Origin of the sequence: Bradyrhizobium sp. S3.3.6 (assembly GCF_040546905.1) — a bacterium.
Classification (GTDB): domain Bacteria; phylum Pseudomonadota; class Alphaproteobacteria; order Rhizobiales; family Xanthobacteraceae; genus Bradyrhizobium; species Bradyrhizobium cytisi.
In genome coordinates this window covers 209,091-234,745 of the sequence record NZ_JBEPOT010000014.1, presented here as the reverse complement: position 1 = coordinate 234,745, position 25,655 = coordinate 209,091, and the positions used below count along the sequence as shown (strand labels likewise).

Sequence of the window (25,655 nt, the reverse complement as noted above, 5' to 3'; positions counted from 1 at the left end):
TATTGGTCGCATCGTCGACACCTACACGCCCGCAGAATCCACAAACTACTTCGTGGCCGCAGGGTACTTGCAACCTGATCGGCTAACGCTCTAACGCCACGAACTGCAGCAAATGCTCACTCGATCGCGCCGACGTCGCGCCGCGCTAACGCGGGTCCGATAAGCGTTGTAACTGAGTGAGCCGGATTGGTATGGTGTCGCTATCCTGGCTCGAACGATATCGCATGACTAATTTTGCCAAGGACGGGACGAGGAAACGGCGATGGCCTTACCGCTTGGCTGTTATCCTGTTCGCCTATCTGGCCCTGGCTTACATTCTGGTCCCCACCTTGTGGATTCACCACGAGCACGAAGCCGGGCTCGCTTCGTTGCCGATGATCACCAGGACGTCGGACGATATCCCTGCTGATCCCCTGAACGTTGGACTTGTTGGCAACGACGAGGACGTCGTCCGCGCAATGAACGCGGCCGGATGGTTTGCGGCCGATGCTGTGACGCTGCGCTCAAGCATCGAGATCATCGGAAGCGTGGTGCTGGATCGGCCATATCGTAGCGCCCCCGTCAGCCCGCTCTACTATCTTGGAAAGAAGGAGCAATACGCCTTCGAGAAGCCGGCAGGGCGCAGCGCCGATCGGCGGAATCACGTTCGATTCTGGAAGGCCCTTGAGAAGGGCGATGATGGTCGCCCGGTTTGGCTCGGTTCGGCGACTTTCGATCGGGGCGTCGGGCTGAGCCACGACACGGGACAGGTCACCCATCACATCGCGGCCAGCATCGATGCGGAGCGAGATCTCTTGATGGCCGACTTGCGCGCGGCACGTGTCGTCGGCAGCTTCTTTCAGATCTCGGGCATAGGCCCAACTCTGTTCGGCCGAAACGGGGGTGGCGACCCCTACTACACGGATGGCGAGATACACGTTGCCGTCCTGGTGCCGGGAGCAGCAAATGGGCCTGCGGATCCGCCGACCATTCCACCGCCATCTCTCATCGCCCTGAAAGATGCCATATGGCACGGCATCGCTCAGAAAGCCGCAGGCACGCCCTAGCCCTTGCCCATCGCCGCGATCGCGTCCGCCATCTCGATCGTGCGGCGCCCCATGTCGGCGCGCAGACGCCCTACCATCGCGCAGTCGAGCCGGATCGCGCCGCATTGCAGTCCAAAGCCTTCTAGGTATGCCGCGGCCTCAAGCGGTCGAAGCATTTCCCTGCGATCGTGTCCGACAAGGTCTCTTTGATCGAGCGGCCACGAGCAAGCCTCCAGCCCGCTCGCCAACCGTCAAAGAAGCCGACAACGGACGCAACAAGCACGACAATTACCGAGGCAAGAGCTACGAGGATCGCCACTCCTATAATGACCGGATTTTGCGTCGTTGAGGCGCCAGGCTCGATAAGCCAACTGAGCGCCGCGGCGAACAACAGCAGCAGGATGACGGCCGGCGACGCCACGATTTGATAGGCAAATACAAAGGGAAATGTTGAGGCCATCGCCAGCGACATCGGCCATGCCGAAGAGCGCGTTCGCGGAACCAGAAACATGAGGCCTGCCGCGCACCAAATGATGCATGCCACTAGGATCCACAGAGCAAGCGCGGACATGTAGAGCACGACCTGCATACATTGGCTCCTTGCGACTGGTTCGTCCAGGCCAAGCAAGCCACATCGCCGAAGCAGCGGGCAAGTCCCAGATTGCCACCCGCCGTCAGAAAGCGGACATTCCGTTTGCGAATAATCTTGCTCATCGCCGCGATTGCATCTGCGATCACAATCGTCCGCTCAGCCACTTCGGCGTCAACTCTTGCTGCCGACACGGACCAGTGTCATCAATAATGTCGCCAATCTTGGTCATGCGCCGCCGAGTGGCTCGGGAGACTGCTAACGTCATGAGAGCCTCTGCTGTTGCCCTCGCCCTTCTCCTGCTTCTGTCGCCCAGAATTGGTCATGCCGCAGAAGCGCGGCCTCAAGGCAAGAACTGCGATCTCGCCGAGCCACCCGCCGGTGCGGGAGAAGATACAGCTCACGGCATGGCGATGCGCATTTACCCTCGCGCCAAAGACATCGGGCCAGACTACTCCGGTTGCCAACTCACGATGTTGCAGATCAAGGAAAAGTGGTTCGTTCTTTCGTACACTGAAGTGGTCGCCGGCGACCCCATTCGTATTTGGTCTGAGCACGACCCCGATCCACGCAAGCGCGCTTGCCGGTTCAAGGCGGGAAAGTTGGTCTCGGGCAGCGAAGATATTTGCCCCGCACCAGAATTCCTGTTGTCACGATCGCTCCCACCTGGCTGCGCCCCCGTCACCGGCGAGCAAGCCAGCCGTGGCGAGCCGGGGACTCCGCGGCCGGCACGTTGTGACTACGATTAATCGCAACGACACCGCAGCTAATGTCAGCCCTTCCCCATCACCGCAATCGCGTCCGCGATCTCGATCGTGCGCTTCGCCATGTCGGCGTGCAGGCGCTCGACCATCGCACCATCCAGCCGGATCGCGCCGCGCGAGACGTTTTCCGGCAGCTCGAACGCTGCGATGATCTTTCGGGCGCGCGCGACTTCCTCCTCGGGCGGGGTGAAGATGGCGTTGCAGGCTTCGATCTGAGAGGGGTGGATCAGCGTCTTGCCGTCGAAGCCGAGATCGCGGCCTTGCGCACATTCGGTGGCAAAGCCGTCGGGATTGTTGATGTCGCTGTAGGGGCCGTCGAGAATCTCGAGGCCGGCGGCGCGCGTCGCCAGGATGCAATGGGTGATCATCGGGATCATCGCGGCGCGGCCGGGCAGCATCTTGATCCGCGTCTCGCGCGAGATGTCATTCGGGCCGAACACGAAGCCGGAGAGGCGCGTCTTCGGATCGCGGCCGGCTTCGGCCAGCTCCTCGGCATGCAGCACCGCGCGCGCGGTCTCGATCATGGCCCAGACCTTCACCGTCGGCGCGGCGCCGAGCTCGGCGAGGTGGCGGCCGATGGTCTGGAGATCCTCGATACTTGAGACCTTCGGAACCAGGATGCCGTCAGGCGAGGCCTTGGCGGCCATCGCGACGTCATCGGCCCACCATTGCGTGTCGAGGCCATTGGTCCGGATCAGGACCTCGCGCTTGCCGAACCCTTTTGCGGCGATCGCGGCGGCGATGCCGTCGCGCGCCACCGCCTTGGCGTCGGGAGCGACGGAATCCTCGAGGTCCAGGATCAGGCCGTCGGCGGGGAGAATCCGCGCCTTTTCAAGGGCGCGAGGGTTGGAGCCGGGCATGAACAAATGGCTGCGGCGCGGGCGGGTCATGCGACGTTCCTTCCGGTTTGCTCGTCTCTATTATGGCCGAAGCCGATAGCACCTGGCCTGCCTATTCGAAAGGCTTGTTCGCGCTATCGGTATATGATTAGGCATAGGCCATGACCGCGTTCCCGAAGCATTTGCTGGAAGGCTACCACGCCTTCGCCACCCAGCGGCTGCCGGCCGAGCAGAACCGCTATCGCGAGCTATCGGTAAAGGGACAGTTCCCGGAAGTGATGGTGATCGGCTGCTGCGACAGCCGTGTCGCGCCGGAAACCATCTTCGACGTCGGCCCGGGCGAATTGTTCGTGGTCCGCAACATCGCCAATCTGGTGCCGGTGTATCAGCCCGACGGCAACGCGCACGGCGTCTCGGCCGCGCTGGAATATGCCGTGAAGGTGCTCAAGGTGAAGCACATCGTCGTCCTCGGCCACGCGCAATGCGGCGGCATCCGCGCCTTCGTCGACAAGATCGAGCCGCTGACGCCCGGCGATTTCATCGGCAAATGGATGCAGATGTTCATCAAGCCGGGCGAGGTGGTCGAGCAGCGCGACCGCGAGACCATGGCGCAATTCGTCGAGCGCATCGAGAAGGCCGCGGTGTTCCGCAGCCTGGAGAACCTGATGACGTTCCCGTTCGTGCGCAAGGCGGCCGAGAGCGGCGAGATGCAGCTGCACGGCGCCTATTTCGGCGTCGCCGAGGGAACGTTGTTCGTGCTGGACCAGGCGGCGAAGGAATTCAGAAGCGTGCGCGACGCGGCGTAAGCCTTCCGCGGCTTGGCTCGAATTCGTAGGGTGGGCAAAGGCGCAACGCGCCGGTTGTTACGAAAGTGGTGGGCACGCTTCGCTTTGCCCACCCTACGGACTGCCGCCTCAAATGCGATCGTCGTCCCGGACAAGCGTAAGCGCAGATCCGGGACGACGAGAGGAGTGAGCGAAGCCTTACGCCGCCTTCTTCTTCGCGCTGATCAGCTTGCGGTTGATCAGGACTTCCGCGATCTGAATCGCATTGAGGGCTGCGCCCTTGCGTAAGTTGTCCGACACGCACCACAGCACGAGGCCGTTCTCCACCGTCGCGTCCTCGCGGATGCGGCTGATATAGGTCGCGTCCTCGCCGGCCGCTTCATACGGCGTGGCGTAGCCGCCAGCCTCCTGCTTGTCGATGACGAGGCAGCCCGGCGACTTGCGCAGGATGTCGCGCGCTTCGTCGGCGCTGATCGGGTTCTCGAACTCGATGTTGACGGCTTCGGAATGGCCGACGAACACCGGCACGCGCACGCAGGTGGCGGAGAGCTTGATCTTGGGATCAAGAATCTTCTTGGTCTCCGCCATCATCTTCCACTCTTCCTTGGTGTAGCCGTCCTCCATGAAGACGTCGATGTGGGGGATGACGTTGAAGGCGATGCGCGTGGGAAACTTCTTATTGACCAGCTCCTGGTTGGTGTAGACGGCCTTGGTCTGCGAGAACAGCTCGTCCATCGCGTCCTTGCCGGCGCCCGAGACCGATTGATAGGTCGAGACCACGACGCGCTTGATCGTCGCCTTGTCGTGCAGCGGCTTCAGCGCGACCACGAGCTGCGCGGTCGAGCAATTCGGGTTGGCGATGATGTTCTTCTTGGCGAAGCCCTTGGTGGCGTCGGCGTTCACTTCCGGCACGATCAGCGGCACGTCCGGATCCATGCGCCAGGCCGAGGAATTGTCGATGACGACGGTGCCGGCGGCGCCGATCTTCGGCGACCATTCCTTCGACACCTCGCCGCCCGCCGACATCAGGCAAATGTCGACGTCGGAGAAATCGTAATGCTCGAGCGCTTTGACCTTCAGGGTGCGGTCGCCATAGGAGACCTCGACGCCCATGCTGCGGCGTGACGCCAGGGCCACGACCTCGTCCGCAGGAAATTTGCGCTCATCGAGGATATTGAGCATTTCCCGTCCGACATTGCCGGTCGCGCCGACGACTGCGACTTTGTAACCCATCGTTCACTCTCCGATGAAAAAGCCCGTTCCTGAAGCTGACGCTTAAACAGGAAGAGCAGCGCTTCTATGCGAGAACCGGCCTCAAGACAACGTTGGACCATGCCTGAAGGCCGTGGATGCAGTCGCCTGAGGCCGGCACGGCCGCAACCCCCACCCAGATCCATCTGGCGCTCGCCAATTTCGCCGACGAGGTCGTCGGCACGCTGGCGCGCCTGCTTGCCTATGTGGGGACGCTCGCCCTGTTTGCCATCCTCGCGCTTGCGGGTCTCGGCCAGCTGCCGGATCTGCGCGACGATGGGCCCGGGGAAAAGCCCGGCTGGGCTGTCGCGGAGCGCTCGCACCCGGCCTTTGCCCTCAACCGGCTTGATTCATCCGAGAAAACAGCCTCTTACACCATCCTACGGCATCCTGAGGGCGGTCGCCGCGACGTGATGCGCTGGACCGGCGCTGCTGACAAGCCCGTGGCCGAGCTCGAGATCTACCGGGAAGGCAGCGAATTCGACGTGACGCGGCCGGCGACCGCGGGCCTCGCCGTCCAGATGGGCCTGGGTGCGGCGACCGCGCTCGAGCAGGCCGGCCTGATCGACACCAAATTCGGACCCGTCGCCCTGTTCCGGCCATCAGGCACAGCGGATGGGACGCCGGCGTGCCTCAGCTACCTCAAGCGCAACGAGGAGCCTGCGCTGCAGATCTCCGGCTTCTCCTGCCAGGGCGACACCATGCCGGCCCGGCGGGCGGCGATCGCCTGCACCCTGAACCGGCTGACGCAGCTCGCCTCGGGCAACGAGCCAAAGCTCGCGGAATTGTTCGCCCATGCGGAGCTGAAGCGCCGCGCCTGCGATTCCCAAGGCTCCTCCCAAGGCTCCGCCGACTGGCTGCTGGGCGCCGCCAACGCACAATTGCGCGGCGCGCTTTGACCGGCATCAAGCTCAAGTCACTGGTATCGATGCAACTTTTGCCGGCACGCACGATTATTCCGGCGTGGTGTGACTGAATTGACCTAGTTGCGACCGCCCCGGCCGGGCTAGTATGGGGTGAAATCGACTGGCGGCTTGCCGCCTGAAGGGGACGTGATGAGCTCGAATTTTTTTGCCGCGAACAGACTGGCGACGTTGCTTGCGGCGGGCGCCGTGGTTGCGATGGCCTTCGCGACACCGGCTTCGGCCGATACCAGGACCAAGCAGCGCTATGACGATCGCGGCCGGCCCGTTTACGGTCCGAGCGGCCCCAATGCGGTCTACCAGCAAGGCCGCACCCGTATCTATGTGAGCAAGCGCTCCTGGCTCGACGGCGGCACCGAGGTCAATCCGGGCGACCGCAAGTTCAGCGACTACGCCTTCCCGCCGGCCGTCGGCTATCCGACCTTCGCCCGCGAGAACAACAACCGCCCGATCGATCGCCAGCCGCTGCCCACGCCGGCCGATCTCGGCGGCTATCCGCAGAATTTCCCGCTCTACTGAGCGGCTCAGCGACTGAATCAAAAGGCCGGGCTCACGCCCGGCCTTTTTGTTTTTGCGAGATGCCGTAGGTGGGCAAAGGCGCCCTTGCGCTGTGCACACCATCTCTGCGCAGTCTCAATAAGAATGGTGGGCACGCTTCCGCTTTGCCCACCCTACGATTGCGATGCAGCCTTACGCGTGCAGCTTCTGCAATTCCTTCAGGATCGCTTCGCCCATCTGCGTGGTCGAGGCGGCGGTGGTGCCTTCCGACTTGATGTCGGCGGTGCGCAGTCCGCTGGCGAGCACGGCGGCGATGGCGGCGTCGACCTTGTCGGCGAGCGCGCCCATGTCGAAGGAATAGCGCAGCGCCATGCCGAACGACGAGATCATCGCGATCGGATTGGCGAGGCCCTTGCCGGCAATGTCGGGCGCCGAGCCGTGCACGGGCTCGTACAGCGCCTTGCGCTTCTTGCTCTTGACGTCGACCTCGCCGAGCGAGGCCGAGGGCAGCATGCCGAGCGAGCCGGTCAGCATCGCCGCGATGTCGGACAGCATGTCGCCGAACAGATTGTCGGTGACGATGACGTCGAACTGCTTCGGCGCCTTCACCAGCATCATGCCGCCGGAATCGGCGAGCTGGTGCTCGAGCGTGACATCGGGATATTCGCGCTTGTGGACCTGGGTCATGACCTCGTTCCAGAGCACGCCCGACTTCATGACGTTGCGCTTCTCCATCGACGTCACCTTGTTGTTGCGCTTCCGGGCAAGCTCGAAGGCGACGCGGCCGATGCGCTCGATCTCATAGGTGTCGTAGACCTGGGTATCGACGGCACGCTTCTGGCCGTTGCCGAGATCGGTGATGGTCTTGGGTTCGCCGAAATAGACGCCGCCGGTGAGCTCGCGCACGATGACGATGTCGAGGCCTTCGACTGCCTCGCGCTTCAGGCTCGACGCGTCCGCCAGCGCCGGATAGCACACGGCCGGGCGGAGGTTGGCGAACAAGGCGAGATCCTTGCGCAGGCGCAGCAGGCCGGCTTCGGGGCGCACCTCGTAGGGCACAGCATCCCACTTCGGGCCGCCGACCGCGCCGAAGATGATGGCATCGGCGGCCAGCGCCTTGGCCATGTCGCCCTCGGAGATCGACACCTTGTGGGCGTCGTAGGCCGAGCCGCCGACGAGGCCGGTATCGGTCTCGAATTTGGCGATCCCGGCCGAATTCAGCCAATCGATCAGCCGCTTCACCTCGCCCATCACCTCGGGGCCGATACCGTCGCCGGGAAGCAGCAGCAATTTGTGGGTCGCCATGGTCAGATCCTTCTCAATGCTCTCTCGTCATTCCGGGGCGCGAGCAACGCGAGCGAGCTATGATGCGCAATTGCGCATCAGAGAATCCATCGGGCCACGCAGCAAGTGGCGGAATGGATTCCGGGCTCGCGCCAAGAGGCGCGCCCCGGAATGACAGGTCGGCGGGAGTGCTAGAGCGGCATTGCGCGCTTGGCAAGACACCATTGCCGCTGCGCCGCTGTGCAAGCCGGCCATGGCCTGCCAGACTGGTCCGGCCGGAGAACCCCCTTGCACGCTCCTGACCGCCCCCCGCCCGACGCACATCCCGCGCGGCTGATCCTGACCCTGTCGCTGGCCGCAACCGTCGGGCTCGGCATCGGCCGCTTTGCCTATGCGCTGGTGCTGCCTGACATGCGGGAGGACCTCGGCTGGTCCTACTCGGCGGCCGGTTTCATGAACACCATCAACGCCGTCGGCTACCTCGTGGGCGCGCTGGCGGCGTCCCGGCTGATCCAGCGGGTCGGCTGGGCGGCGGCGATCCGCGGCGGAACATTGGCCTGCCTCGCCGCGCTGGCGACCTGCGCGCTGACAGGCAATTTCATCGCACTGAGCCTGGCGCGGCTGGTGCTCGGTGTCGGCGCCGCGGCGGGCTTCGTCGCCGGCGGCGCATTGGCTGCGACGATCGCGCAGTCGCGCCCGGAGCGGGCCAATTTCCTGCTGAGTCTCTTTTATGCCGGCCCTGGCATCGGCATTCTTTCCTCCGGGCTGATCGCGCCGTTCACCCTGCAGCATTTCGGGCCGGGCTCGTGGTGGATGGTGTGGTGGGCGCTGACATTGCTGTCGGCCGCAATGACCGTGCCGCTGTTCCTGGTCCGGATCGAGAGCGGCGCGCGTTTCCACGAAGGCAGCCACGCCGCCTTCGCGATTCGTCCCGTGCTGATCTATCTCACCGCCTACTTCCTGTTCGGCGCCGGCTACATCGCCTACATGACCTTCATGATCGCCTATGTGCGCGACGGCGGCGGCGGAGCGGCGGCGCAGGCGGGATTCTGGAGCCTGATCGGCATGAGTGCGTTCGTGACGCCCTGGGCCTGGCGTCGCGTGCTCGCGCTCGACCGCGGCGGTCTCGCCACCGCGATCATCCTCGGCACCAATGCGATCGGCGCCGGCCTGCCGATGCTCGGACACTCGACGGCGTGGCTCGCAACCTCGGCGGTGGTGTTCGGCGTCGCCTTCTTCGCCGTGGTCGGCTCGACGACGGCCTTTGTCCGCTTCAACTATCCGTCCGAGGTGTGGCCGCGCGCGATCGCGGCGATGACGATCTCGTTCGGCGTCGGCCAGACGCTCGGGCCGATCGTGGTCGGCGCGATCACGGATGCGCTGGGGAGCCTGAGTTACGCGCTGAATGTCTCGGCGGGGTTGCTGGCGTTGGGGGCGGTGGCGGCGTTGTGCCAGCGGAAGGTGGGGCCGACACCTAGCTCCCGCTAAACGAATTATATCCCTGGTCTTCCCAGTAGCCGCCCTTGTAGTCGTTGGTGACTTCCATCGAGACCACGTATTTCGGGTTCTTGAAGCCGAGTTTCGTCGGCACGCGGATCTTCATCGGAAAGCCGTAGGCGCGCGGCAAGATTTCGTTGGCGTATTTGAACGTCATCTGGGTCTGCGGATGCAGCGCGGTGCGCATGTCCAAAGGCGAGTTGTAGCCGTCCTTGTCGGCGCACTGGAACCAGACGTATTTCGCGCGCGTGTCGGCGCCGATCAGCTTGAGGAAATCGCGCAACGGCGTGCCGGTCCAGCTGCCGATTGCGCTCCAGCCCTCGACGCAGATGTGACGGGTGATTTGCGTGACCTGCGGCAGCTTGTAGAGCTCCGGCAGCGTCCAGGACTTCTTGTTGTCGACGAGGCCGCGCACCTCGAGCTTCCAGGCGTCGCCATCGACGTCCGGAGCGTCGTCGAGATCGTAATAGGCGTTGAACGGGAACGGCTTTGTAATCGCGCTCTCGGGAAAGGTCGGCGCCAGCGCGTCGGGATTGAAGATGAAATCCTGCACGGCGTCGTTGAACTTCGAGACCTTCGCCAGCAGTGCTTCGGCCGACGAGGAGTCGACGACATCGCAGCCGGTGAGCAAGGTCAGCGCGCCGAGGCTGGCGCCGCCCGCGATGAAGCGGCGGCGGGTGACGTCAGGCATGGTCTTGAGGGAGTCCTTGATCAGCAGCCGCTTGTCGACGCCGGGGATCAGGAATGAACGCTTGGCCATATCTGCTCTCCCTCTCTAGCGACCGATGATCATCGCGCGCAGGCTCTTCGGCACCAGCAGCGCGAGCAGCACGTGAATGACGATGAAGGCGCAGATCGCGGCCATGCAGAAGAAATGGACGTAGCGCGCGGTCGGATAATCGCCGAACAGCGTCACCAGCCAGTGCAGCTGCACCGGCTTCCACATCGACAGGCCGGACAGCACGATCAGCACGCCGACGACGATGATGCCGGCATAGAGCGTGCGCTGCACGTAATTGTAGACGCTGAGATCGTCATGGCTGAGCTTGAAGGTCAGGGCAGCCCGGACGTCGTGGAGCACGCCCGATGGCGTGATCGGCAGCAGCTTCTTGGCGAAGCGGCCGGTGGCAAAACCGGTAATGAGATAGGCGAGGCCGTTGATCATCAGGAGCCACATCGCCGCAAAGTGCCAGAGCAGGCCGCCGCCGAGCCAGCCGCCCAGCGTGTACTCCCGCGGGAAGCTGAAGCCGAACAGCGGCGAGGCGTTGTAGATCTGCCAGCCCGACAGGATCATCAGGATCATCGCGACGGCGTTGGTCCAGTGCATCACCCGGACCCAGACCGGCTGGATCGTTTTGGCCGGGGTGGCCCCGACGTGCTCGTCGGTGACTGTGAGGCTTGCCATGATGGTTCCGTCCTGAACGTCGTCTGATGCCGATTATACGCCGATGCTTCCGCTTTCGTTACGCCCCTGCGGGCATCGAATCGATACCGCCGGACTCTGGTGGTCACAAAAAAGCGAGCCGGGCACCCCCCCGGCTCGCCGTTTCGTCGCATCCGGTTTGGGGGATGAAACCGGACCTCGTGGTGTTACGTCGCCGGCATCAGCACGGTGTCGACCACATGGATCACGCCGTTGGACTGGTTGACGTTGGAGATCGTCACCATCGAGGTGCCGCCCTTGGCGTCGACTATCCAGACCTTGCCGTCCTGCTTCTTGATCGTGAGCTCCTCGCCCTCGACGCTCCTGAGCTTCTTGCCGTCGGCGAGGTCGGAAGCCTCGAGCTTGCCGGCCACCACATGATAGGTGAGGATCTTGGTCAGGGTCGCCTTGTTCTCGGGCTTGACCAGGGTGTCGACGGTGCCGGCCGGCAGCTTGCCGAAGGCGGCGTTGGTCGGCGCGAACACCGTGAACGGGCCCTTGCCTTCCAGCGTCGGCACCAGGCCGGCCGCCTTCACCGCCGCCACGAGCGTGGTGTGGTCCTTCGAGTTGACCGCGTTCTGGACGATGTTCTTCGAGGGGAACATCGCGGCGCCGCCGACCATGACGGTCTTTTCCTCGGCGCGGGCCGGCGCGATGATTGTCGCGGTGATGGCCAGCGCGCTGAAGGCGGCGGCGGTGAGATAGGCAATGCGCTTCGACATGGAGAAACTCCCGATGATTGTGGCCGGCGACTGCCGGATTTTGCGTTGGGGCAACAACGGCGCCTGCGACAGTTTGACGTGAAGCAGTCACGCGTCGTTGGTCCGAACTACGGGAGCGTCTGCGAAACGGTTTCGAGCAATAATTTATCGTGATGCGTGAAACTATGGGCGGGGGAGTTCGTGTAGTGGCTCCGCCGTCATTGCGAGGAGCCCTTGCGACGAAGCAATCCAGACTACCTCCGCCGATACATTTCTGGATTGCTTCGCTTCGCTCGCAATGACGAACTCGGGGCTCCGACCGCGCCTCAATCCCTGCTCAACGGTGTCTGGATGAAGCCGCGATTATGCGTGGGGCTGATCAGGAGCTCGTTGATGCAGACGCGCGGCGGCATCGACGCGATGAACGCGATGGTGCGGCCGAGATCTTCGGACTGCAGCATCATCGCCTGCTCCTCCGCGCTCGGGCACCACCGGGCGCAGCTTCAGGATGGGCGTCGCCACCTCGCCCGGCATCAGGCAGCAGGCGCGCAGGCCATTGACGCATTCGTCCATGTTGAAGGAATGGGTCAGTGCCAGCACCGCATGCTTGGTCGTGGTGTAGGCCGGGCCCGGCATTTTCGAGACGTGGCGGCCGGCCCATGACGAGACGTTGATGATCGAGCCGTCCTGCTGCTTGCGCATCGTCGGCAGCACCGCGCGCATGCAATAGAGCACGCCGTTGAGATTGACCTGGACCAGCCTGTCCCAGCCGTCCAGTTCCATGTCCTTCCAGCTCCGCTTGGGGACATTGATGCCGGCATTGTTCACGAGCAGATCGATCCGGCCGTGCTTCGTGGCGATGTGATCGGCCGCCTTCTGGGCCTCAATGGCGTTTGAAACGTCCAGCGCCAGCGCCTCCGCGGTCCCGCCGGCCCTGGCAATCTTCGCGACCACGGTCTCGAGGGCGTCCTTGCGGCGGCCGGAGACCACGACGATCCAGCCGTCGGCCGCGAGCGCCTCGGCGCCGGCCTCCCCGATCCCGCTGCCGCCGCCCGTGACCCAGGCCACGCGTTTCCCGTTTTTTGCCATGCCAACTGTCTCCGTTGCTTCTTCGGGGCGGTTTTTGCTAATCCAGCCCTCGGTTTTGACCGGCCTTGTCAGTCTTGCGGTCGAGGAAATCTTGCATGAACCAAGCAGCCAACGCCAATCTGTTTTCCCGCCTGTTCGACGGCCTCGATAACCCTGCGCGTCTCGCCATCGAGACGCAGGACGGCGCCCATATCAGCTATGGCGATCTGATCGCGCGGGCCGGGCAGATCGCGAATGTGCTGGTCGCGCGCGGCGTGAAGCCCGGCGACCGCGTCGCGGTGCAGGTGGAAAAATCCGTCGCCAATATCGTGCTGTATCTCGGCACGGTCAGGGCCGGCGCGGTCTACCTGCCGCTCAACACCGCCTATACGTTGAATGAGCTCGACTATTTCATCGGCGACGCCGAGCCCTCGCTGGTGGTCTGCGATCCCTCCAAGGCCGACGGCCTCGCCCCGATCGCCGCCAAGGTGAAGGCCAAGGTCGAGACGCTTGGACCTGACGGCAAGGGCTCGCTGACGGATGCCGCAGCGACGGCGAGCAGCGAGTTTGCGACGGTCTCGCGTGCCAACGACGATCTCGCCGCGATCCTCTACACGTCGGGCACCACCGGCCGCTCCAAGGGCGCGATGCTCAGCCACGACAATCTCGCGTCGAACTCGCTCTCGCTGGTCGGCTATTGGCGCTTCACCGACAAGGACGTGCTGATCCACGCGCTGCCGATCTACCACACCCACGGCCTGTTCGTGGCGACCAACGTGACGCTGTTTGCGCGGGCGTCGATGATCTTCCTGCCGAAGCTCGATCCGGACCTTATCATCAAGCTAATGGCGCGCGCCACGGTGCTGATGGGCGTGCCGACATTCTATACGCGGCTGCTGCAGAACCCCGCGCTGTCGCGCGAGACGACCAGACACATGCGGCTGTTCATTTCGGGCTCGGCGCCGCTGCTGGCGGAAACCCATCGCGAATGGTCGGCGCGCACCGGCCATGCCGTGCTCGAGCGCTACGGCATGACCGAGACCAACATGAATACGTCGAACCCCTATGACGGCGAGCGCGTTCCCGGCGCAGTCGGCTTGCCGCTCCCCGGCGTCACCGTGCGCGTGACCGAGCCCGAGACCGGCAAGGAGCTGCCGCGCGACGGGATCGGCATGATCGAGGTCAAGGGCCCGAACGTCTTTAGGGGTTACTGGCGCATGCCGGAGAAGACCAAGTCCGAATTCCGCCCTGACGGCTTCTTCATCACCGGCGACCTCGGCAAGATCGACGACAAGGGCTACGTCCACATTCTCGGCCGCGGCAAGGATCTCGTGATCTCCGGCGGCTTCAACGTCTATCCGAAGGAGATCGAGAGCGAGATCGACGCCATGCCCGGCGTGATCGAGTCGGCCGTGATCGGCGTGCCGCATGCCGATTTCGGCGAGGGCGTCACGGCGGTGCTGGTCTGTAACAAGGGCGCCAATGTCAGCGAAGCCGCGGTGCTGAAGGCACTCGACGGGCGTCTTGCAAAGTTCAAGATGCCCAAGCGCGTGTTCGTCGTCGACGAGCTGCCGCGCAACACCATGGGCAAGGTGCAGAAGAACGTGCTGCGGGATATCTACAAGGATATTTACGCGAAGAAATGAGGGGGCTTTTGCTCTCTCGCCGTCATTGCGAGGAGCTCGCGACTCAATTGCGAAGCAATTTTGCACTGATGCGACGAAGCAATCCAGACTGCTGCCGCGAAGAGATTCTGGATTGCTTCGCTTCGCTCGGAATGACGGACTTTGTGGCGACTACTGTCCGCCCACGAGACTCATCACGAACCTGCTGCCGACGATAAACAGATAACAGCCGAATGCCATCTCCAGCGTGCGCTTCGACATAGCGTGCGCAGCTCTCACACCGAGCGGCGCGGTCACAAGACTCATCGGCATCACCAGCACGGCGCCGATCAGCGAGACATAGCCGAGCGCAAACGGGATTTGCAGCGCTGCGACGCCGGGATAGGCCACCGCCGCCGGCCAGCCGGCATAGACGTAGCCAAGCGCACCCGGGATGGAGATCAGCACTGCGAGCGCCGACGAGGTCGCCACCGCCTGATGAATCGGACGGCCGTAGAACGTCATCAGCAGGTTCGAGAACAGGCCGCCGCCGATGCCCATCAGCGTCGATAAAATGCCGACGCAGAAGCCGTAGATGCGCATCAACGGCCCTTCTGGCAGATCGTTGCCGAGCTTCCAGGTCTCGCGCGCGAAGATCAGGCGCACGGCGGCCGACCAGGCGACGCCAACGAACACGATCTTGAACAGCCGCTCCGGCGCGTAACGCGCGACCACGCTGCCGGCGACGACGCCGATCAGGATCGGCAGCCACCACACGCGCAGGATCGACATATCGACCGCGCCGCGCTTGTAATGGGCCTGGAACGAACGGATCGATGTCGGGATGATGACGGCTAGCGAGGTGCCGACGCAGAGCGGCATGCGCACCTCGAGCGGCACGCCGGCGAGGCGGAAGCATTCGTAGAACACCGGCACGAGAATCGCGCCGCCGCCGATGCCGAACACACCGGCGAGAAATCCGGAGAGCGCGCCGACTGCGATCAGCAGCAGCGCGAGCTCCACGATTTCCGCGATATCGAGACCTGCAATCACCCGGACCTGCCCCGCAGCTTCTCCGGTTCGTCCGTTCGGAATGAGCTGCGCAACAATCTGTAGGCGATCCGATTTGCATGGTCGACACGCCACGCCTCCCGGCTGGGGTGGAATGCAGGGTGCGCATATCCGCCGCCCGACGGAAAATCGATGCGCAAGGCGGAAATTGGAAAGGGCGCATCGTCCGGCCGCGCGGTGCCGGACATCATGAACTGCCTGGTTCGAACGGTGGCAGCCGGTCGGCGGCTTGGAGCCGTTCCAATAGTGATTTCAATGCGCCTCGACGGTCGCCCAAGAGATGAACTTATATTCTATTCTTGTCCGGTACACCATCGCGGTGGTATACCAAGCCCCTGATTGGCTTGTCGCATCAACGCCGTAGAGCTGAACGATGGTTCGATTTATGTCGATTTGGTGATTGCGCAGGCCAAATCGACTCCGTAAATAGAGCCGACCTTTCGCGATCCCCGCGTGCCCCCTGCTGGGCCGCAATAGACATCAAAAGCCCATGACCGCACGGATCGAACGACCGCTTTCACCACACATGCAAGTCTACCGCTGGACGTTGACGATGGCGCTGTCCATCGTCCATCGCGCCACCGGTATTGCCCTGTACTTCGGAACCCTGCTGCTGGCCTGGTGGCTGATCGCAGCCGCCTCGGGCCCTGCCGCCTACGCCCACGTCCAGGGCTTCACCGGCAGCATCATCGGCCGGCTGATCGTGTTCGGCTACACCTGGGCGCTGATGCACCATATGCTGAGCGGCATCCGGCACTTCGTCTGGGATCTCGGCTATGGATTCAAGGCCAATGAGCGTGAAGCGCTGACCTGGGGCGCACTGATCGGCGGCATCGCCCTAACGGTGCTGGTCTGGATCATTGCCTACGCGATCGGAGGTGGACGGTGAGCACAGCCGATACCCCGAAGCGCAGCATGCGCACTCCGCTCGGCCGCGTCCGCAACCTCGGCGCTGCGCATTCCGGCACATCCGACTTCTGGCGCCAGCGCCTCACGGCGGTGGCGATGACGCTGCTGATGATCCCGGTGCTGGTCATCATCATGATGCTGCTCGGCCGCAATCAGGCCGGCGCCAAGCAGATCCTCGGTTCGCTGCCGGTCGCCATCATCATGCTGCTCTTCATCGTCGCCAGCGCCTGGCACATGAAGATCGGCATGCAGGTCGTGATCGAGGATTACGTGCATAACGAGAAGCTGAAGCTCATCTCGATCATGCTCAACAATTTCTTCGCGGCCGCGGTTGCGCTCGCCTCGATCTACGCGATTCTCCAACTTTCATCCGGAGTGTAACCCATGACAACCGGAAGATCGGCCACAGAGACGAATGGCAAGGGCAACGCCGCTCCCGCCACCAACGGAAAAGCCTATCCGATCGAGGACCACACCTATGACGTCGTCGTGGTCGGCGCCGGCGGCGCGGGCCTGCGCGCCGTGGTCGGCTGCAGCGAGGCCGGCCTGAGGACGGCCTGCATCACCAAAGTTTTTCCGACGCGCTCGCACACGGTTGCGGCACAGGGCGGCATCTCGGCCTCGCTCGGCAACATGCACAAGGACGACTGGCGCTGGCACATGTACGACACCGTGAAGGGGTCGGACTGGCTCGGCGACCAGGATGCGATCGAATACATGGTGCGCAACGCGCCCGAGGCGGTCTACGAGCTCGAGCATTGGGGCGTGCCGTTCTCGCGCACCGAGGACGGCAAGATCTATCAGCGTCCGTTCGGCGGCATGACCATGGACTACGGCAAGGGCCAGGCACAGCGCACCTGCGCCGCCGCCGACCGCACCGGCCACGCCATGCTGCACACGATGTACGGCCAGTCGCTGCGCCACGCGGCCGAGTTCTTCATCGAGTTCTTCGCCATCGACCTGATCATGGACGACCAGGGCACCTGCCGCGGCGTCGTCGCGCTCAAGCTCGATGACGGCACGCTGCACCGCTTCCGCGCCCAGACCGTGATCCTCGCGACCGGCGGCTACGGCCGCGCCTACGCCTCCTGCACCTCGGCACACACCTGCACCGGCGACGGCGGCGGCATGGTGCTGCGCGCCGGCCTGCCGATGCAGGACATGGAGTTCGTGCAATTCCACCCGACCGGCATCTACGGCTCAGGCTGCCTCGTCACCGAAGGCGCGCGCGGCGAAGGCGGCTATCTCGTCAACTCCGAGGGCGAGCGCTTCATGGAGCGCTATGCGCCGTCCGCAAAGGACCTGGCGTCACGCGACGTCGTCTCGCGCGCGATGACCATCGAGATCCGGGAGGGGCGCGGCGTCGGCAAGAAGAAGGACCACATCTTCCTTCATCTCGACCATCTCGATCCCGCAGTGCTCGCCGAGCGCCTGCCGGGCATCTCCGAATCCGCCAAGATTTTCGCCAATGTCGACGTGACGCGCGAGCCGATCCCGATCGTGCCGACCGTGCACTACAACATGGGCGGCATCCCGACGAACTATCACGGCGAAGTGCTGACCAAGAGGGATGGCGACGATAACGCCATCATCCCCGGCCTGATGGCGATCGGCGAGGCCGCTTGCGTCTCCGTGCACGGCGCCAACCGCCTCGGCTCGAACTCGCTGATCGACCTCGTCGTGTTCGGCCGCGCGGCTGCACTGCGTCTTGCCGAGAAGCTGACGCCGAACGGCAAGCAGCCCGAGCTGCCGGCGAACTCGTCCGACCTCGCGCTCGGCCGCCTCGACCATTACCGCTACGCCTCCGGCGGCACGCCGACGGCAAAGCTGCGCGAAGGCATGCAGCACGTGATGCAGAATAACTGCGCCGTGTTCCGCACCGGCGACATCCTGAGCGAAGGCCAGAACCTGATCGAGAAGGTCCACAGCGGCATCACCGATATCGCCGTGTCCGACCGCTCGCTGGTGTGGAATTCGGATCTCGTCGAGACGCTCGAATTCGACAATCTGATCGCGCAAGCGGTGGTGACGATGAATTCGGCCGCCAACCGCACCGAGAGCCGCGGCGCGCATGCGCGCGAGGACTTCTCCGCGCGCGACGACAAGAACTGGATGAAGCACACGCTGGCCTGGCTGGAGGACAACGGCAAGGTCAAGATCGAGTACCGCCCGGTTCACGACTACACCATGACCAACGACGTGCAGTACATCCCGCCCAAAGCGCGCGTGTACTGAGCGAACAGCGAAAGCCTTATCGAAATGGTTGAATTCGCACTTCCGAAGAACTCCAAGATATCAGGCGGCAAGACCTGGCCGAAGCCCCCGGGCGCGACCGAATTTCGCGAATTCCGCGTCTATCGCTGGAATCCGGACGACGGCAAGAATCCGAGCGTCGACACCTATTACGTCGATACCAATGATTGCGGTCCGATGGTGCTGGACGGCCTGATCTGGATCAAGAACCACATCGACCCATCGCTGACCTTCCGCCGCTCCTGCCGCGAAGGCGTCTGCGGTTCCTGCGCCATGAACATCGACGGCCAGAACACGCTGGCGTGCACGCGTTCGATGCACGACGTGAAGGACGGCGCGGTGAAGATCAATCCGCTGCCGCACCAGCCGGTGGTGAAGGACCTCGTTCCTGACCTCACCAATTTCTACGCGCAATACGCCTCGATTGAGCCGTGGCTGAAGACGACCTCGCCGACGCCGCAGAAGGAATGGCGCCAGAGCCACGAGGACCGCGAGAAGCTCGACGGCCTCTACGAGTGCATCCTGTGCGCCTGCTGCTCGACCTCCTGCCCGAGCTATTGGTGGAACAGCGACCGCTATCTCGGTCCCGCGGCGCTGCTCCAGGCCAACCGCTGGGTGTCGGATTCGCGCGACGAGGCCACCGGCGAGCGGCTCGACAATCTCGAGGATCCGTTCCGGCTCTACCGCTGCCACACCATTATGAACTGCGCCAAGGCCTGCCCGAAGGGCCTCAACCCGGCGGAAGCCATCGCCGAGCTCAAGCTCAAGATGGTCGAGCGCCAGATCTAGGCGTCATTCGTGCTGCGATCCCGGGCCGAAATGCCCGGGACATTCTGTCGTTGGAGCGATTTTGGGTAAAATTCACCCCAGCCCGCGCCGCGGGCGAATCCGCGAACCACAACCTCCGGTTCCAACCACAAGCCGCTTCCTTCCCGGCGCAAGATTCTAGTAAGCTTCCGGCCGGGGGACCGGAGCGACCGTGCAGGGCGCACAACGCAACTCGCTGAGACTGTTGCAGTGGATGATGGCTGCATCCCTGGCGCTGCCCATTGCGCTGTTCGCGATCGCCTCCACGGTCTCCTACAATTCGACGCTCGACATCGCCGACCGTGAGATCGAGCGCACGCTCGATGTCGCCCATGAACACGCACTCAAGGTGTTCGAGACCATCGATCGCAGCCTTGCCGAGCTCAACGAGGTCGTGCGCGACCTTCCCGACGATGTCATCCGGTCGCGGGAACCGGCGCTGCACCGGCGCCTGAAGCAACTGACCGATGCGCTGCCGCAGCTCAAATCGGCCTGGATCTTCGATGCGAACGGAAAGTCGCTGGTCAACAGCCTGGTGTCACCGCCGCCGGAGCTGAGCTTTGCCGACCGCGACTACTTCTACGCTCATGTCGACCAGAGCATCGGCACCTTCATCGGCGCCTCGCTGACGCCGCGGCCACCCTACCAGGGCGCGCGCTTCTTCGGCGTCAGCCGCCGCCGCAACTCCGACGATGGCAGCTTCACCGGCGTGATCCAGGCGTCCGTGCTGCCGGAATATTTCGAGAGCTTTTACGCGAGGATCGGCACCGATCCCGGCAGCTTCTTTGCGATGGGGCGCACCGACGGCGTGCTGCTGGCGCATTTCCCGCGGCTCGATCGCGAGCTCCGGCTCGATCCGAACGGTGCAGTCGGGCGGAGCATCGCAGCCCATCCCGATCATGGGCTGATGACCATCGCCTGGCCATCGGACGGGATCGAGCGGCGCATCGGCTACCGGCGCGTCGCCGAATATCCGATCTATGTCAGCGCCGGCCTGGAGACCTCGGCGATCCGCGCGCGCTGGCTCGCCACCATGAGCCAGCACCTGGTGTTCGGCGTGCCCGCCACCGCGCTGCTGTTCATCCTGCTGGCCTTCGCCTTCCGGCGCACCCAGCATCTGCAGACCGAGGCTGCCAAGCGGCGCGAGGCCGAAGAGGCGCTCAAGCACAGCCAGCGGCTGGAGGCGCTGGGCCAGCTCACCGGCGGCGTCGCGCACGACTTCAACAACCTCCTGACCGTGATCCGTGCGTCCGTCGATCTCTTGAACCGGCCGCAACTGAGCGAGGAGCGGCGGCAGCGCTACATCACGGCGATTGCGGAGGCGGTCGCGCGCGCCGCCAAGCTGACCTCGCAGCTCCTGGCCTTCGCGCGGCGCCAGACCTTGAAGCCCGAAGTGTTCGACATCGGCGATCGCATGCAGTCGCTGCGCGACATGCTCGCCACACTGCTCGGACCGGCAATCGAAATCGTCACGCGGCTGCCGGCCGAGCCCTGCCTCGTCAATGCCGATGCCGGCCAGTTCGAGACGGCCATCATCAACATGGCGACCAACGCGCGCGACGCCATGCAGGGCAAGGGCCGGATCGTCTTCACCGTGCACGCGGCGACGAATGTTCCGGACACGCTCGCGCAGCTCTCGGGCGGCCAGACCTTGAAAAATCCTGGGTTCGTCTGCGTCGCCGTCAGCGATAGCGGCATCGGTATTCCCGCCGCACAATTGGGCCGCATCTTCGAGCCGTTCTTCACCACCAAGCGGGTCGGGCAGGGCACCGGCCTCGGCCTGTCGCAGGTGTTCGGCTTCGCCCGGCAATCCGGCGGCGAGGTAACCGTCGTGAGCGAGGTCGGCCAGGGCAGCACCTTCTTGCTCTATCTGCCGCGCGTGCCGGCGAATCTCTTGCCCCGAAGCCAGGCGCCGACCACCGCACCGGCCGTGGCGGGCAGCGGCATGTCGGTGCTGGTCGTCGAGGACAATATTGAGCTCGGCAATTTCGCCGCCGACGGCCTGACCGAGCTCGGCTACAGCATCACGCTGGTCGACAACGCCACCGACGCGCTCACCGAGCTGGTCGGCGACCCCGATCGCTTCGATGTCGTATTCTCCGACGTCGTCATGCCAGGGATGACCGGCCTCGATCTCGCGCACGCGATCCGCGATCGCTGCATCAGCGTGCCGATCGTGCTGACCACGGGCTATAGCGAGGCGCTGTCGCAAGGCGGCGTCGCCGGCTTCGATCTCGTGCAAAAGCCCTACTCGATCGAAGAGCTGTCGCGCGTCCTGCACCACGCAGCGCGGCTGAAACGGGTGCGCGACGGCGCCGCGGAGTGACTGGACCCTGCCGTATGCAGGAAGCGGCCGAGCAGCTTGCGTTTGCCCTTGCGCAAGCCGGTGGCGAAAAAGGCGGCGTGACCTCTCTCCGTCATCCCGGACAAGCGCAGCGAAGCGGAGCGCAGATCCGGGATCCCCGCGCGAGCGCTTGCGCTCGTCGCGATACCCGCAGGACATAGTTTGGCGAAGTCTCGGAGCGGGATTCCCGCGCCACGCGGCTCCCTGTGGTTATGGATCCCGGGCTCGCTTCGCGCCCCGGGACGACACCTGTGATGGAGCGTTGGAGTCCCCGGCAAAACCGGCTATGCATGCGCCGCCTGCAACGAGGATCGCCTGCTTGACGCCCGACAATGCCCTTTCATCCGCGCCGTTCGGCGCGTTTGCGCCGAACGCAGCGCAGGCCGCAATCATTCGCCTTGCGCAGGGATCAGGGCTGAAGCGCGGCGCGTTTCGTCCGTGGATGTCGCGGCTGGTCAATTTGCTGCGCGGCGGCCCGATCGACGTGCAATATCAGGGCGCCTCGTTCCGCTTCTATCACCAGGGCAGCGCGACCGAACGCGGTGCGCTGTTCAATCCCGACTACAATCTCGACGAGCTCGACTTCCTGCGCCAGCACACGCAGGCCGGCGGCACGTTCATTGATGTCGGCGCCAATGTCGGCACTTTTGCGCTGGTGATGGCGCGGCAGGTCGGCCCCACCGGCAAGGTGGTGGCGATCGAGCCGCATCCGACGACATTCGGACGGCTCACCTTCAATCACACCGCATCGAACGCGATGCAGGTGCGCCTGGTGCAGGCCGCCGCGGGCGACAGCGACGGCGAGCTGATGATCGAAAGCGGCGGCGGCAATCTCGGCGCCACGCACGTCGTCACCGGCGCCACCAGCCGTGATGCGATCAAGGTACCGTCGCTGCGGCTCACGCGCATTCTGGAGGAGGCCGGCGCCACGCAGGTCGATTCGCTCAAGATCGACGTCGAAGGTTTTGAGGACCGCGTGCTGATCGGCTTCTTCCGCGACGCGCCGCCATCGCTGTGGCCGCGCGCGGTCGTGATCGAGCATCTGTCACAAAACGAATGGCAGCAAGATTGTATCGCCGACATGGTCGCACGCGGCTTCGCGATCGCGCGCAAGACACGAAGCAATACGTTCCTGTCACGCTGACGCGCGACCGTCGACGCGTTCTACGCGGAATAGTGCGAGACGACGGGAACATTGGCACGGCATCATCGTTATCGTTCTCCTGACAACTGGTCTCGATGATGCCGATGCCGATCGAACCGCCCGAGATACCACCATCGACACCCGGCACGCCCACCGAGCCGCCGCCGGGAATTCCGCCGGGCAATCCGCAGCCTGAAATCACGCCGCCGGTGCACGAACCCGGCGAATCACCGCAGCCCGATGAATTGCCCGGGCGGATGCCGGAAGAGATTCCCTCGCGCGGACCGAATGGACCGACCAAACCCAATCCCGCGACGGATGCCAATTCGTCGCAGGATCACATGTGAGGCGAGCGATCATATGTGGGGCGATTGCAAGCTGCGCCTGAATGCGCAATGAACGTTGCTTGTGTGAGATGATTTGCATGCAGAAATAAATCGCGACGCAATGTCTTCGCCCGCCACAATGCAGCCTAACGCGTAGCCGTTCATTCCGACACTTCGTCAAACCGACACCTCGTCAAACCAAGACTCCGTCAAACCAAGACTTCGTCAAAGAACCTTCCGGGGAAGTTGAACCACATGACCAACCTTCGTTTCGTGCTGCTTGCCACGACGGCCCTGACCGCGATGCAATTCGCAAGCTCCGCATCGCATGCGCAAACCGCGCCGCCGCTCGTGGTCGCGCAGGCCCAGCCAGAATTGGGCCCTGACGGAAAACCGAAGCAGCCTCCGAAGGAAGCGCCAAAGGGCCCGCCGCCCGCCGCGCGCCCGGCAGCGCCGCCGCCGCCAGCTGCCCCACCTGCTGCGCCAAAGGCGCCGGCCGCACCGCCGCCGGCGGCTGCCCCGCCGCATCCGCCCGCCGCGCCTCCGCCCGCTGCTGCGCCGTCACGCCCGACGCCGCCGCCTCCCCCGGCCGCGCCGCCCGCGACTCGTCAGGCTCCTCCGCCGCCCCCGCCGCCTGCTGCACCCAAGGCACCGACGCCGCCTCCGGCCGCGGCTCCGCAGCAACATGCGCCGACACCTCCTCCGGCCGCGGCCCCGCAGCAGCATGCACCGACACCAACTCCGCCGCCGCCCGCCGCAGCACCGGCGCGTCCGGCTGCCCCGCCTCCGCCGGCAGCAGCCACGCCACCTTCAGCGGGCCCCGCGGCACGGCCCGGGCCGGCGGCAACGCCAGCCCCGACCGCAACGCCCACTCCGTCGCCCGCAGCACCGGCAGCTCGCCCGGGCACGACACCTGCTGCCCCGACAACCACACCCACACCGTCCGCGACCCCGGCGCCTGGCACCACGCCGCCCGGACGCCCCGGCGCTCCTCCGGCTGCAGGGTCACCGGCTCCAGGTGCCACCCCGACCCCGGCCCCGACGGCAACGCCCGGACGTCCGGGCGCTCCGCCGGCCGCAGGAACCCCGGCTCCGGGAACACCGACTCCGGGAACTCCGGCTCAAAGAACACCGGCTCCAGGAACACCGGCTCCAGGTGCCGCCCCGACCCCGGCCCCGACGGCAACGCCGGCTCCTGGCGGCGCGGTGACGCAGCCTCCAGGACGTCAGGGTGGAACGCCGCCCGCCGGCGCGCCTGCGGCTGCCGGAACACCTCCTGCAGGCACGCCGCCTGCGGCACCGCAGGCGGGCGTCCCGGCCCGACCCGCGCCGCCCGCCGGCGCCGCGGCGCCGTCTGTCGTCCCTGGTTCGGCGGCCGCCACGCCACCGCCCGACAGGGCGCAGAACGCCCCGCCGACAGTCAGCTCGGCCTTCCGCGCGGCGCCGACGACCACCACGCCGCTGCCGCCACCGCCGCGTCCACCGCAGCGTGACCTGACGCCGCTTGCAATCGGCGCGGGCGTCGTGGCCGGCGCCGTGATCGGCGCCACCATCGCCGACTACCGCAATCAGCGGCAGGAAGTCGTCGAAGGCGGCCGCACCGTCTACACCGAGCCGGATCGCATCATCATCCGCGACCCCGGCGGGCAGGAATACGTCCGCGGCAACGATCTCTATCGCTTCCGCTATGGCGCCCGCGACATCCGCACCGAGACTGTCGGCGGCGAAACCCGCACCGTCGTGATCCGTCCCGATGGCAGCGAGGTGATCACCGTGGTCGGTCCGGACGGTTCGTTGCTGCGTCGAATTCGCAGGGACCCAGGCGGGCGTGAGCTCGTCATCATCGACAACAGCTACCGCGATCCTCGGTCGGTCGGCGGCTTCTATGTCGACGTGCCGCCGCCGGTCGTCAGCATTCCCTACGATCGCTACATCGTCGACGCCCAGGATGCGACGCCGGACATGATCTACGGCGCCATGGAAGCACCGCCGGTGCAACGGATCGATCGACGCTATTCGCTCGACGAAATCCGCTACAGCCCCAATGTTCGCATGCAGATGCCGAGCGTCGACGTCAACACGATCAATTTCGAGACGGGATCGTGGACCATCCCACCGGACCAGGCTGCGAAGTTGCAAGTCATCGCCGACGGCCTCAATCGGGCGATCCAGCGCAACCCGCGCGAGGTGTTCCTGATCGAGGGCCACACCGACGCGACCGGCAACGACGTCGACAATCTGTCGCTGTCGGATCGCCGCGCGCAATCCGCAGCCGAATTGCTGACCCAGCAGTTCAATGTGCCCGCGGAGAACCTGACGTCGCAAGGCTACGGCAAGCAGTACCTGAAGGAGCAGACCGACGGACCGAGCCAGATCAACCGGCGCGTCACCGTCCGCCGCATCACGCCGCTGCTCAACGGCGGCCAGGCCTCGCTGCCGCCGCCTCCGCCCGGCACCACGCCGCCGCGCTGAGGCGACGCGCATAAATGCAAAATGGCCGGGAGCGATCCCGGCCATTTTTGTTTTGTGCGTCGTCATTGCGAGGAGCGA

The 25,655-nt window shown here is 64.8% G+C and carries 24 protein-coding genes and 1 pseudogene; 15 read left to right on the top strand and 10 right to left on the bottom strand.

Annotated elements, in window-relative coordinates:
* Nucleotides 1-224: 224 nt before the first annotated feature.
* On the top strand, nucleotides 225-1,046 hold the full coding sequence (locus ABID59_RS31790) for an LssY C-terminal domain-containing protein (RefSeq protein WP_354085978.1): 822 nt from the start codon (nucleotides 225-227) through the stop codon (nucleotides 1,044-1,046).
* On the opposite strand, the gene ABID59_RS31785 is transcribed toward ABID59_RS31790, so the two are convergent.
* Both ABID59_RS31785 and ABID59_RS31780 read right to left on the bottom strand, forming a co-directional pair.
* Nucleotides 1,043-1,201: a hypothetical protein gene (locus ABID59_RS31785; protein ID WP_354031141.1), complete on the bottom strand. Its 159-nt coding sequence runs from the start codon at nucleotides 1,199-1,201 to the stop codon at nucleotides 1,043-1,045. The two genes, ABID59_RS31790 and ABID59_RS31785, sit on opposite strands and share 4 nt — an antisense overlap.
* Nucleotides 1,168-1,614, bottom strand: coding sequence for a hypothetical protein (locus ABID59_RS31780; protein WP_354031142.1), 447 nt, complete (start codon nucleotides 1,612-1,614; stop codon nucleotides 1,168-1,170). Before ABID59_RS31780 ends, ABID59_RS31785 begins: the two co-directional genes overlap by 34 nt.
* A 266-nt stretch (nucleotides 1,615-1,880) precedes the next feature.
* Between ABID59_RS31780 and ABID59_RS31775 the strand changes: the two genes are divergently transcribed.
* Complete coding sequence (locus ABID59_RS31775; protein ID WP_148756074.1) at nucleotides 1,881-2,363, top strand: hypothetical protein; 483 nt, start codon at nucleotides 1,881-1,883, stop codon at nucleotides 2,361-2,363.
* 23 nt (nucleotides 2,364-2,386) lie between these two features.
* Here the strand turns inward: ABID59_RS31775 and ABID59_RS31770 are convergent, their stop codons facing one another.
* A complete protein-coding gene (locus tag ABID59_RS31770) occupies nucleotides 2,387-3,268 on the bottom strand; it encodes an HpcH/HpaI aldolase/citrate lyase family protein (protein ID WP_354085977.1) in 882 nt (293 codons plus the stop codon).
* 110 nt (nucleotides 3,269-3,378) lie between these two features.
* Here ABID59_RS31770 and ABID59_RS31765 point away from each other — a divergent pair, with 110 nt between their 5' ends.
* Nucleotides 3,379-4,023, top strand: a complete 645-nt coding sequence (locus tag ABID59_RS31765) for a carbonic anhydrase (RefSeq protein ID WP_354085976.1) — start codon at nucleotides 3,379-3,381, stop codon at nucleotides 4,021-4,023.
* A 177-nt stretch (nucleotides 4,024-4,200) separates the two neighbouring features.
* Here ABID59_RS31765 and ABID59_RS31760 read toward each other — a convergent pair whose 3' ends face one another.
* The gene (locus tag ABID59_RS31760) at nucleotides 4,201-5,235 is read right to left on the bottom strand and encodes an aspartate-semialdehyde dehydrogenase (RefSeq protein WP_354031145.1); all 1,035 of its coding nucleotides are present in this window, start codon (nucleotides 5,233-5,235) and stop codon (nucleotides 4,201-4,203) included.
* A 116-nt stretch (nucleotides 5,236-5,351) separates the two neighbouring features.
* Here ABID59_RS31760 and ABID59_RS31755 point away from each other — a divergent pair, with 116 nt between their 5' ends.
* Together ABID59_RS31755 and ABID59_RS31750 are read left to right on the top strand one after the other, a co-directional pair.
* The gene (locus ABID59_RS31755) at nucleotides 5,352-6,152 is read left to right on the top strand and encodes a hypothetical protein (RefSeq protein ID WP_354085975.1); all 801 of its coding nucleotides are present in this window, start codon (nucleotides 5,352-5,354) and stop codon (nucleotides 6,150-6,152) included.
* A 156-nt stretch (nucleotides 6,153-6,308) separates the two neighbouring features.
* Complete coding sequence (locus tag ABID59_RS31750; protein ID WP_148756069.1) at nucleotides 6,309-6,695, top strand: hypothetical protein; 387 nt, start codon at nucleotides 6,309-6,311, stop codon at nucleotides 6,693-6,695.
* Between the two features lie 171 nt (nucleotides 6,696-6,866).
* On the opposite strand, the gene leuB is transcribed toward ABID59_RS31750, so the two are convergent.
* Nucleotides 6,867-7,979, bottom strand: a complete 1,113-nt coding sequence (gene leuB / locus ABID59_RS31745; protein WP_354085974.1) for a 3-isopropylmalate dehydrogenase — start codon at nucleotides 7,977-7,979, stop codon at nucleotides 6,867-6,869.
* Between the two features lie 267 nt (nucleotides 7,980-8,246).
* Between leuB and ABID59_RS31740 the strand changes: the two genes are divergently transcribed.
* Nucleotides 8,247-9,446 carry a YbfB/YjiJ family MFS transporter gene (locus ABID59_RS31740; RefSeq protein WP_354085973.1) on the top strand — a complete coding sequence of 400 codons (1,200 nt, stop codon included), beginning with the start codon at nucleotides 8,247-8,249 and terminating at the stop codon, nucleotides 9,444-9,446.
* On the opposite strand, the gene ABID59_RS31735 is transcribed toward ABID59_RS31740, so the two are convergent.
* The 4 genes and pseudogenes from ABID59_RS31735 to ABID59_RS31720 all read right to left on the bottom strand — a co-directional run bounded on the left by ABID59_RS31735 (nucleotide 9,433) and on the right by ABID59_RS31720 (nucleotide 12,668).
* Complete coding sequence (locus ABID59_RS31735) at nucleotides 9,433-10,215, bottom strand: molybdopterin-binding protein (RefSeq protein ID WP_354085972.1); 783 nt, start codon at nucleotides 10,213-10,215, stop codon at nucleotides 9,433-9,435. The two genes, ABID59_RS31740 and ABID59_RS31735, sit on opposite strands and share 14 nt — an antisense overlap.
* Nucleotides 10,216-10,230: 15 nt before the next feature.
* Nucleotides 10,231-10,860, bottom strand: a complete 630-nt coding sequence (locus ABID59_RS31730; RefSeq protein ID WP_354085971.1) for a cytochrome b/b6 domain-containing protein — start codon at nucleotides 10,858-10,860, stop codon at nucleotides 10,231-10,233.
* Nucleotides 10,861-11,045: 185 nt separating this feature from the next.
* Nucleotides 11,046-11,600 carry a fasciclin domain-containing protein gene (locus ABID59_RS31725; protein WP_354085970.1) on the bottom strand — a complete coding sequence of 185 codons (555 nt, stop codon included), beginning with the start codon at nucleotides 11,598-11,600 and terminating at the stop codon, nucleotides 11,046-11,048.
* Nucleotides 11,601-11,905: 305 nt separating this feature from the next.
* Nucleotides 11,906-12,668 (bottom strand): annotated as a pseudogene (locus ABID59_RS31720) (SDR family oxidoreductase).
* 95 nt (nucleotides 12,669-12,763) lie between these two features.
* Here ABID59_RS31720 and ABID59_RS31715 point away from each other — a divergent pair.
* Nucleotides 12,764-14,293 carry a malonate--CoA ligase gene (locus tag ABID59_RS31715; RefSeq protein WP_354085969.1) on the top strand — a complete coding sequence of 510 codons (1,530 nt, stop codon included), beginning with the start codon at nucleotides 12,764-12,766 and terminating at the stop codon, nucleotides 14,291-14,293.
* 150 nt (nucleotides 14,294-14,443) lie between these two features.
* On the opposite strand, the gene ABID59_RS31710 is transcribed toward ABID59_RS31715, so the two are convergent.
* Nucleotides 14,444-15,304, bottom strand: a complete 861-nt coding sequence (locus tag ABID59_RS31710) for a sulfite exporter TauE/SafE family protein (protein ID WP_354085968.1) — start codon at nucleotides 15,302-15,304, stop codon at nucleotides 14,444-14,446.
* A 508-nt stretch (nucleotides 15,305-15,812) separates the two neighbouring features.
* Here ABID59_RS31710 and sdhC point away from each other — a divergent pair.
* From sdhC to ABID59_RS31670, 8 genes are all read left to right on the top strand, one after another.
* Nucleotides 15,813-16,211: a succinate dehydrogenase, cytochrome b556 subunit gene (gene sdhC, locus ABID59_RS31705; RefSeq protein WP_148756059.1), complete on the top strand. Its 399-nt coding sequence runs from the start codon at nucleotides 15,813-15,815 to the stop codon at nucleotides 16,209-16,211.
* Between the two features lie 26 nt (nucleotides 16,212-16,237).
* Nucleotides 16,238-16,612, top strand: coding sequence for a succinate dehydrogenase, hydrophobic membrane anchor protein (gene sdhD, locus ABID59_RS31700; RefSeq protein WP_187435438.1), 375 nt, complete (start codon nucleotides 16,238-16,240; stop codon nucleotides 16,610-16,612).
* A 3-nt stretch (nucleotides 16,613-16,615) separates the two neighbouring features.
* Complete coding sequence (sdhA, locus tag ABID59_RS31695) at nucleotides 16,616-18,466, top strand: succinate dehydrogenase flavoprotein subunit (protein WP_354085967.1); 1,851 nt, start codon at nucleotides 16,616-16,618, stop codon at nucleotides 18,464-18,466.
* A gap of 24 nt (nucleotides 18,467-18,490) precedes the next feature.
* Nucleotides 18,491-19,273 carry a succinate dehydrogenase iron-sulfur subunit gene (locus tag ABID59_RS31690; protein ID WP_148756056.1) on the top strand — a complete coding sequence of 261 codons (783 nt, stop codon included), beginning with the start codon at nucleotides 18,491-18,493 and terminating at the stop codon, nucleotides 19,271-19,273.
* 190 nt (nucleotides 19,274-19,463) lie between these two features.
* Nucleotides 19,464-21,617: a hybrid sensor histidine kinase/response regulator family protein gene (locus ABID59_RS31685; RefSeq protein WP_354085966.1), complete on the top strand. Its 2,154-nt coding sequence runs from the start codon at nucleotides 19,464-19,466 to the stop codon at nucleotides 21,615-21,617.
* Nucleotides 21,618-21,954: 337 nt separating this feature from the next.
* Nucleotides 21,955-22,779: an FkbM family methyltransferase gene (locus ABID59_RS31680; RefSeq protein WP_354085965.1), complete on the top strand. Its 825-nt coding sequence runs from the start codon at nucleotides 21,955-21,957 to the stop codon at nucleotides 22,777-22,779.
* A gap of 104 nt (nucleotides 22,780-22,883) precedes the next feature.
* Complete coding sequence (locus ABID59_RS31675; RefSeq protein WP_187435433.1) at nucleotides 22,884-23,126, top strand: hypothetical protein; 243 nt, start codon at nucleotides 22,884-22,886, stop codon at nucleotides 23,124-23,126.
* 234 nt (nucleotides 23,127-23,360) lie between these two features.
* Nucleotides 23,361-25,577 carry an OmpA family protein gene (locus tag ABID59_RS31670; protein ID WP_354085964.1) on the top strand — a complete coding sequence of 739 codons (2,217 nt, stop codon included), beginning with the start codon at nucleotides 23,361-23,363 and terminating at the stop codon, nucleotides 25,575-25,577.
* Nucleotides 25,578-25,655: the final 78 nt, after the last annotated feature.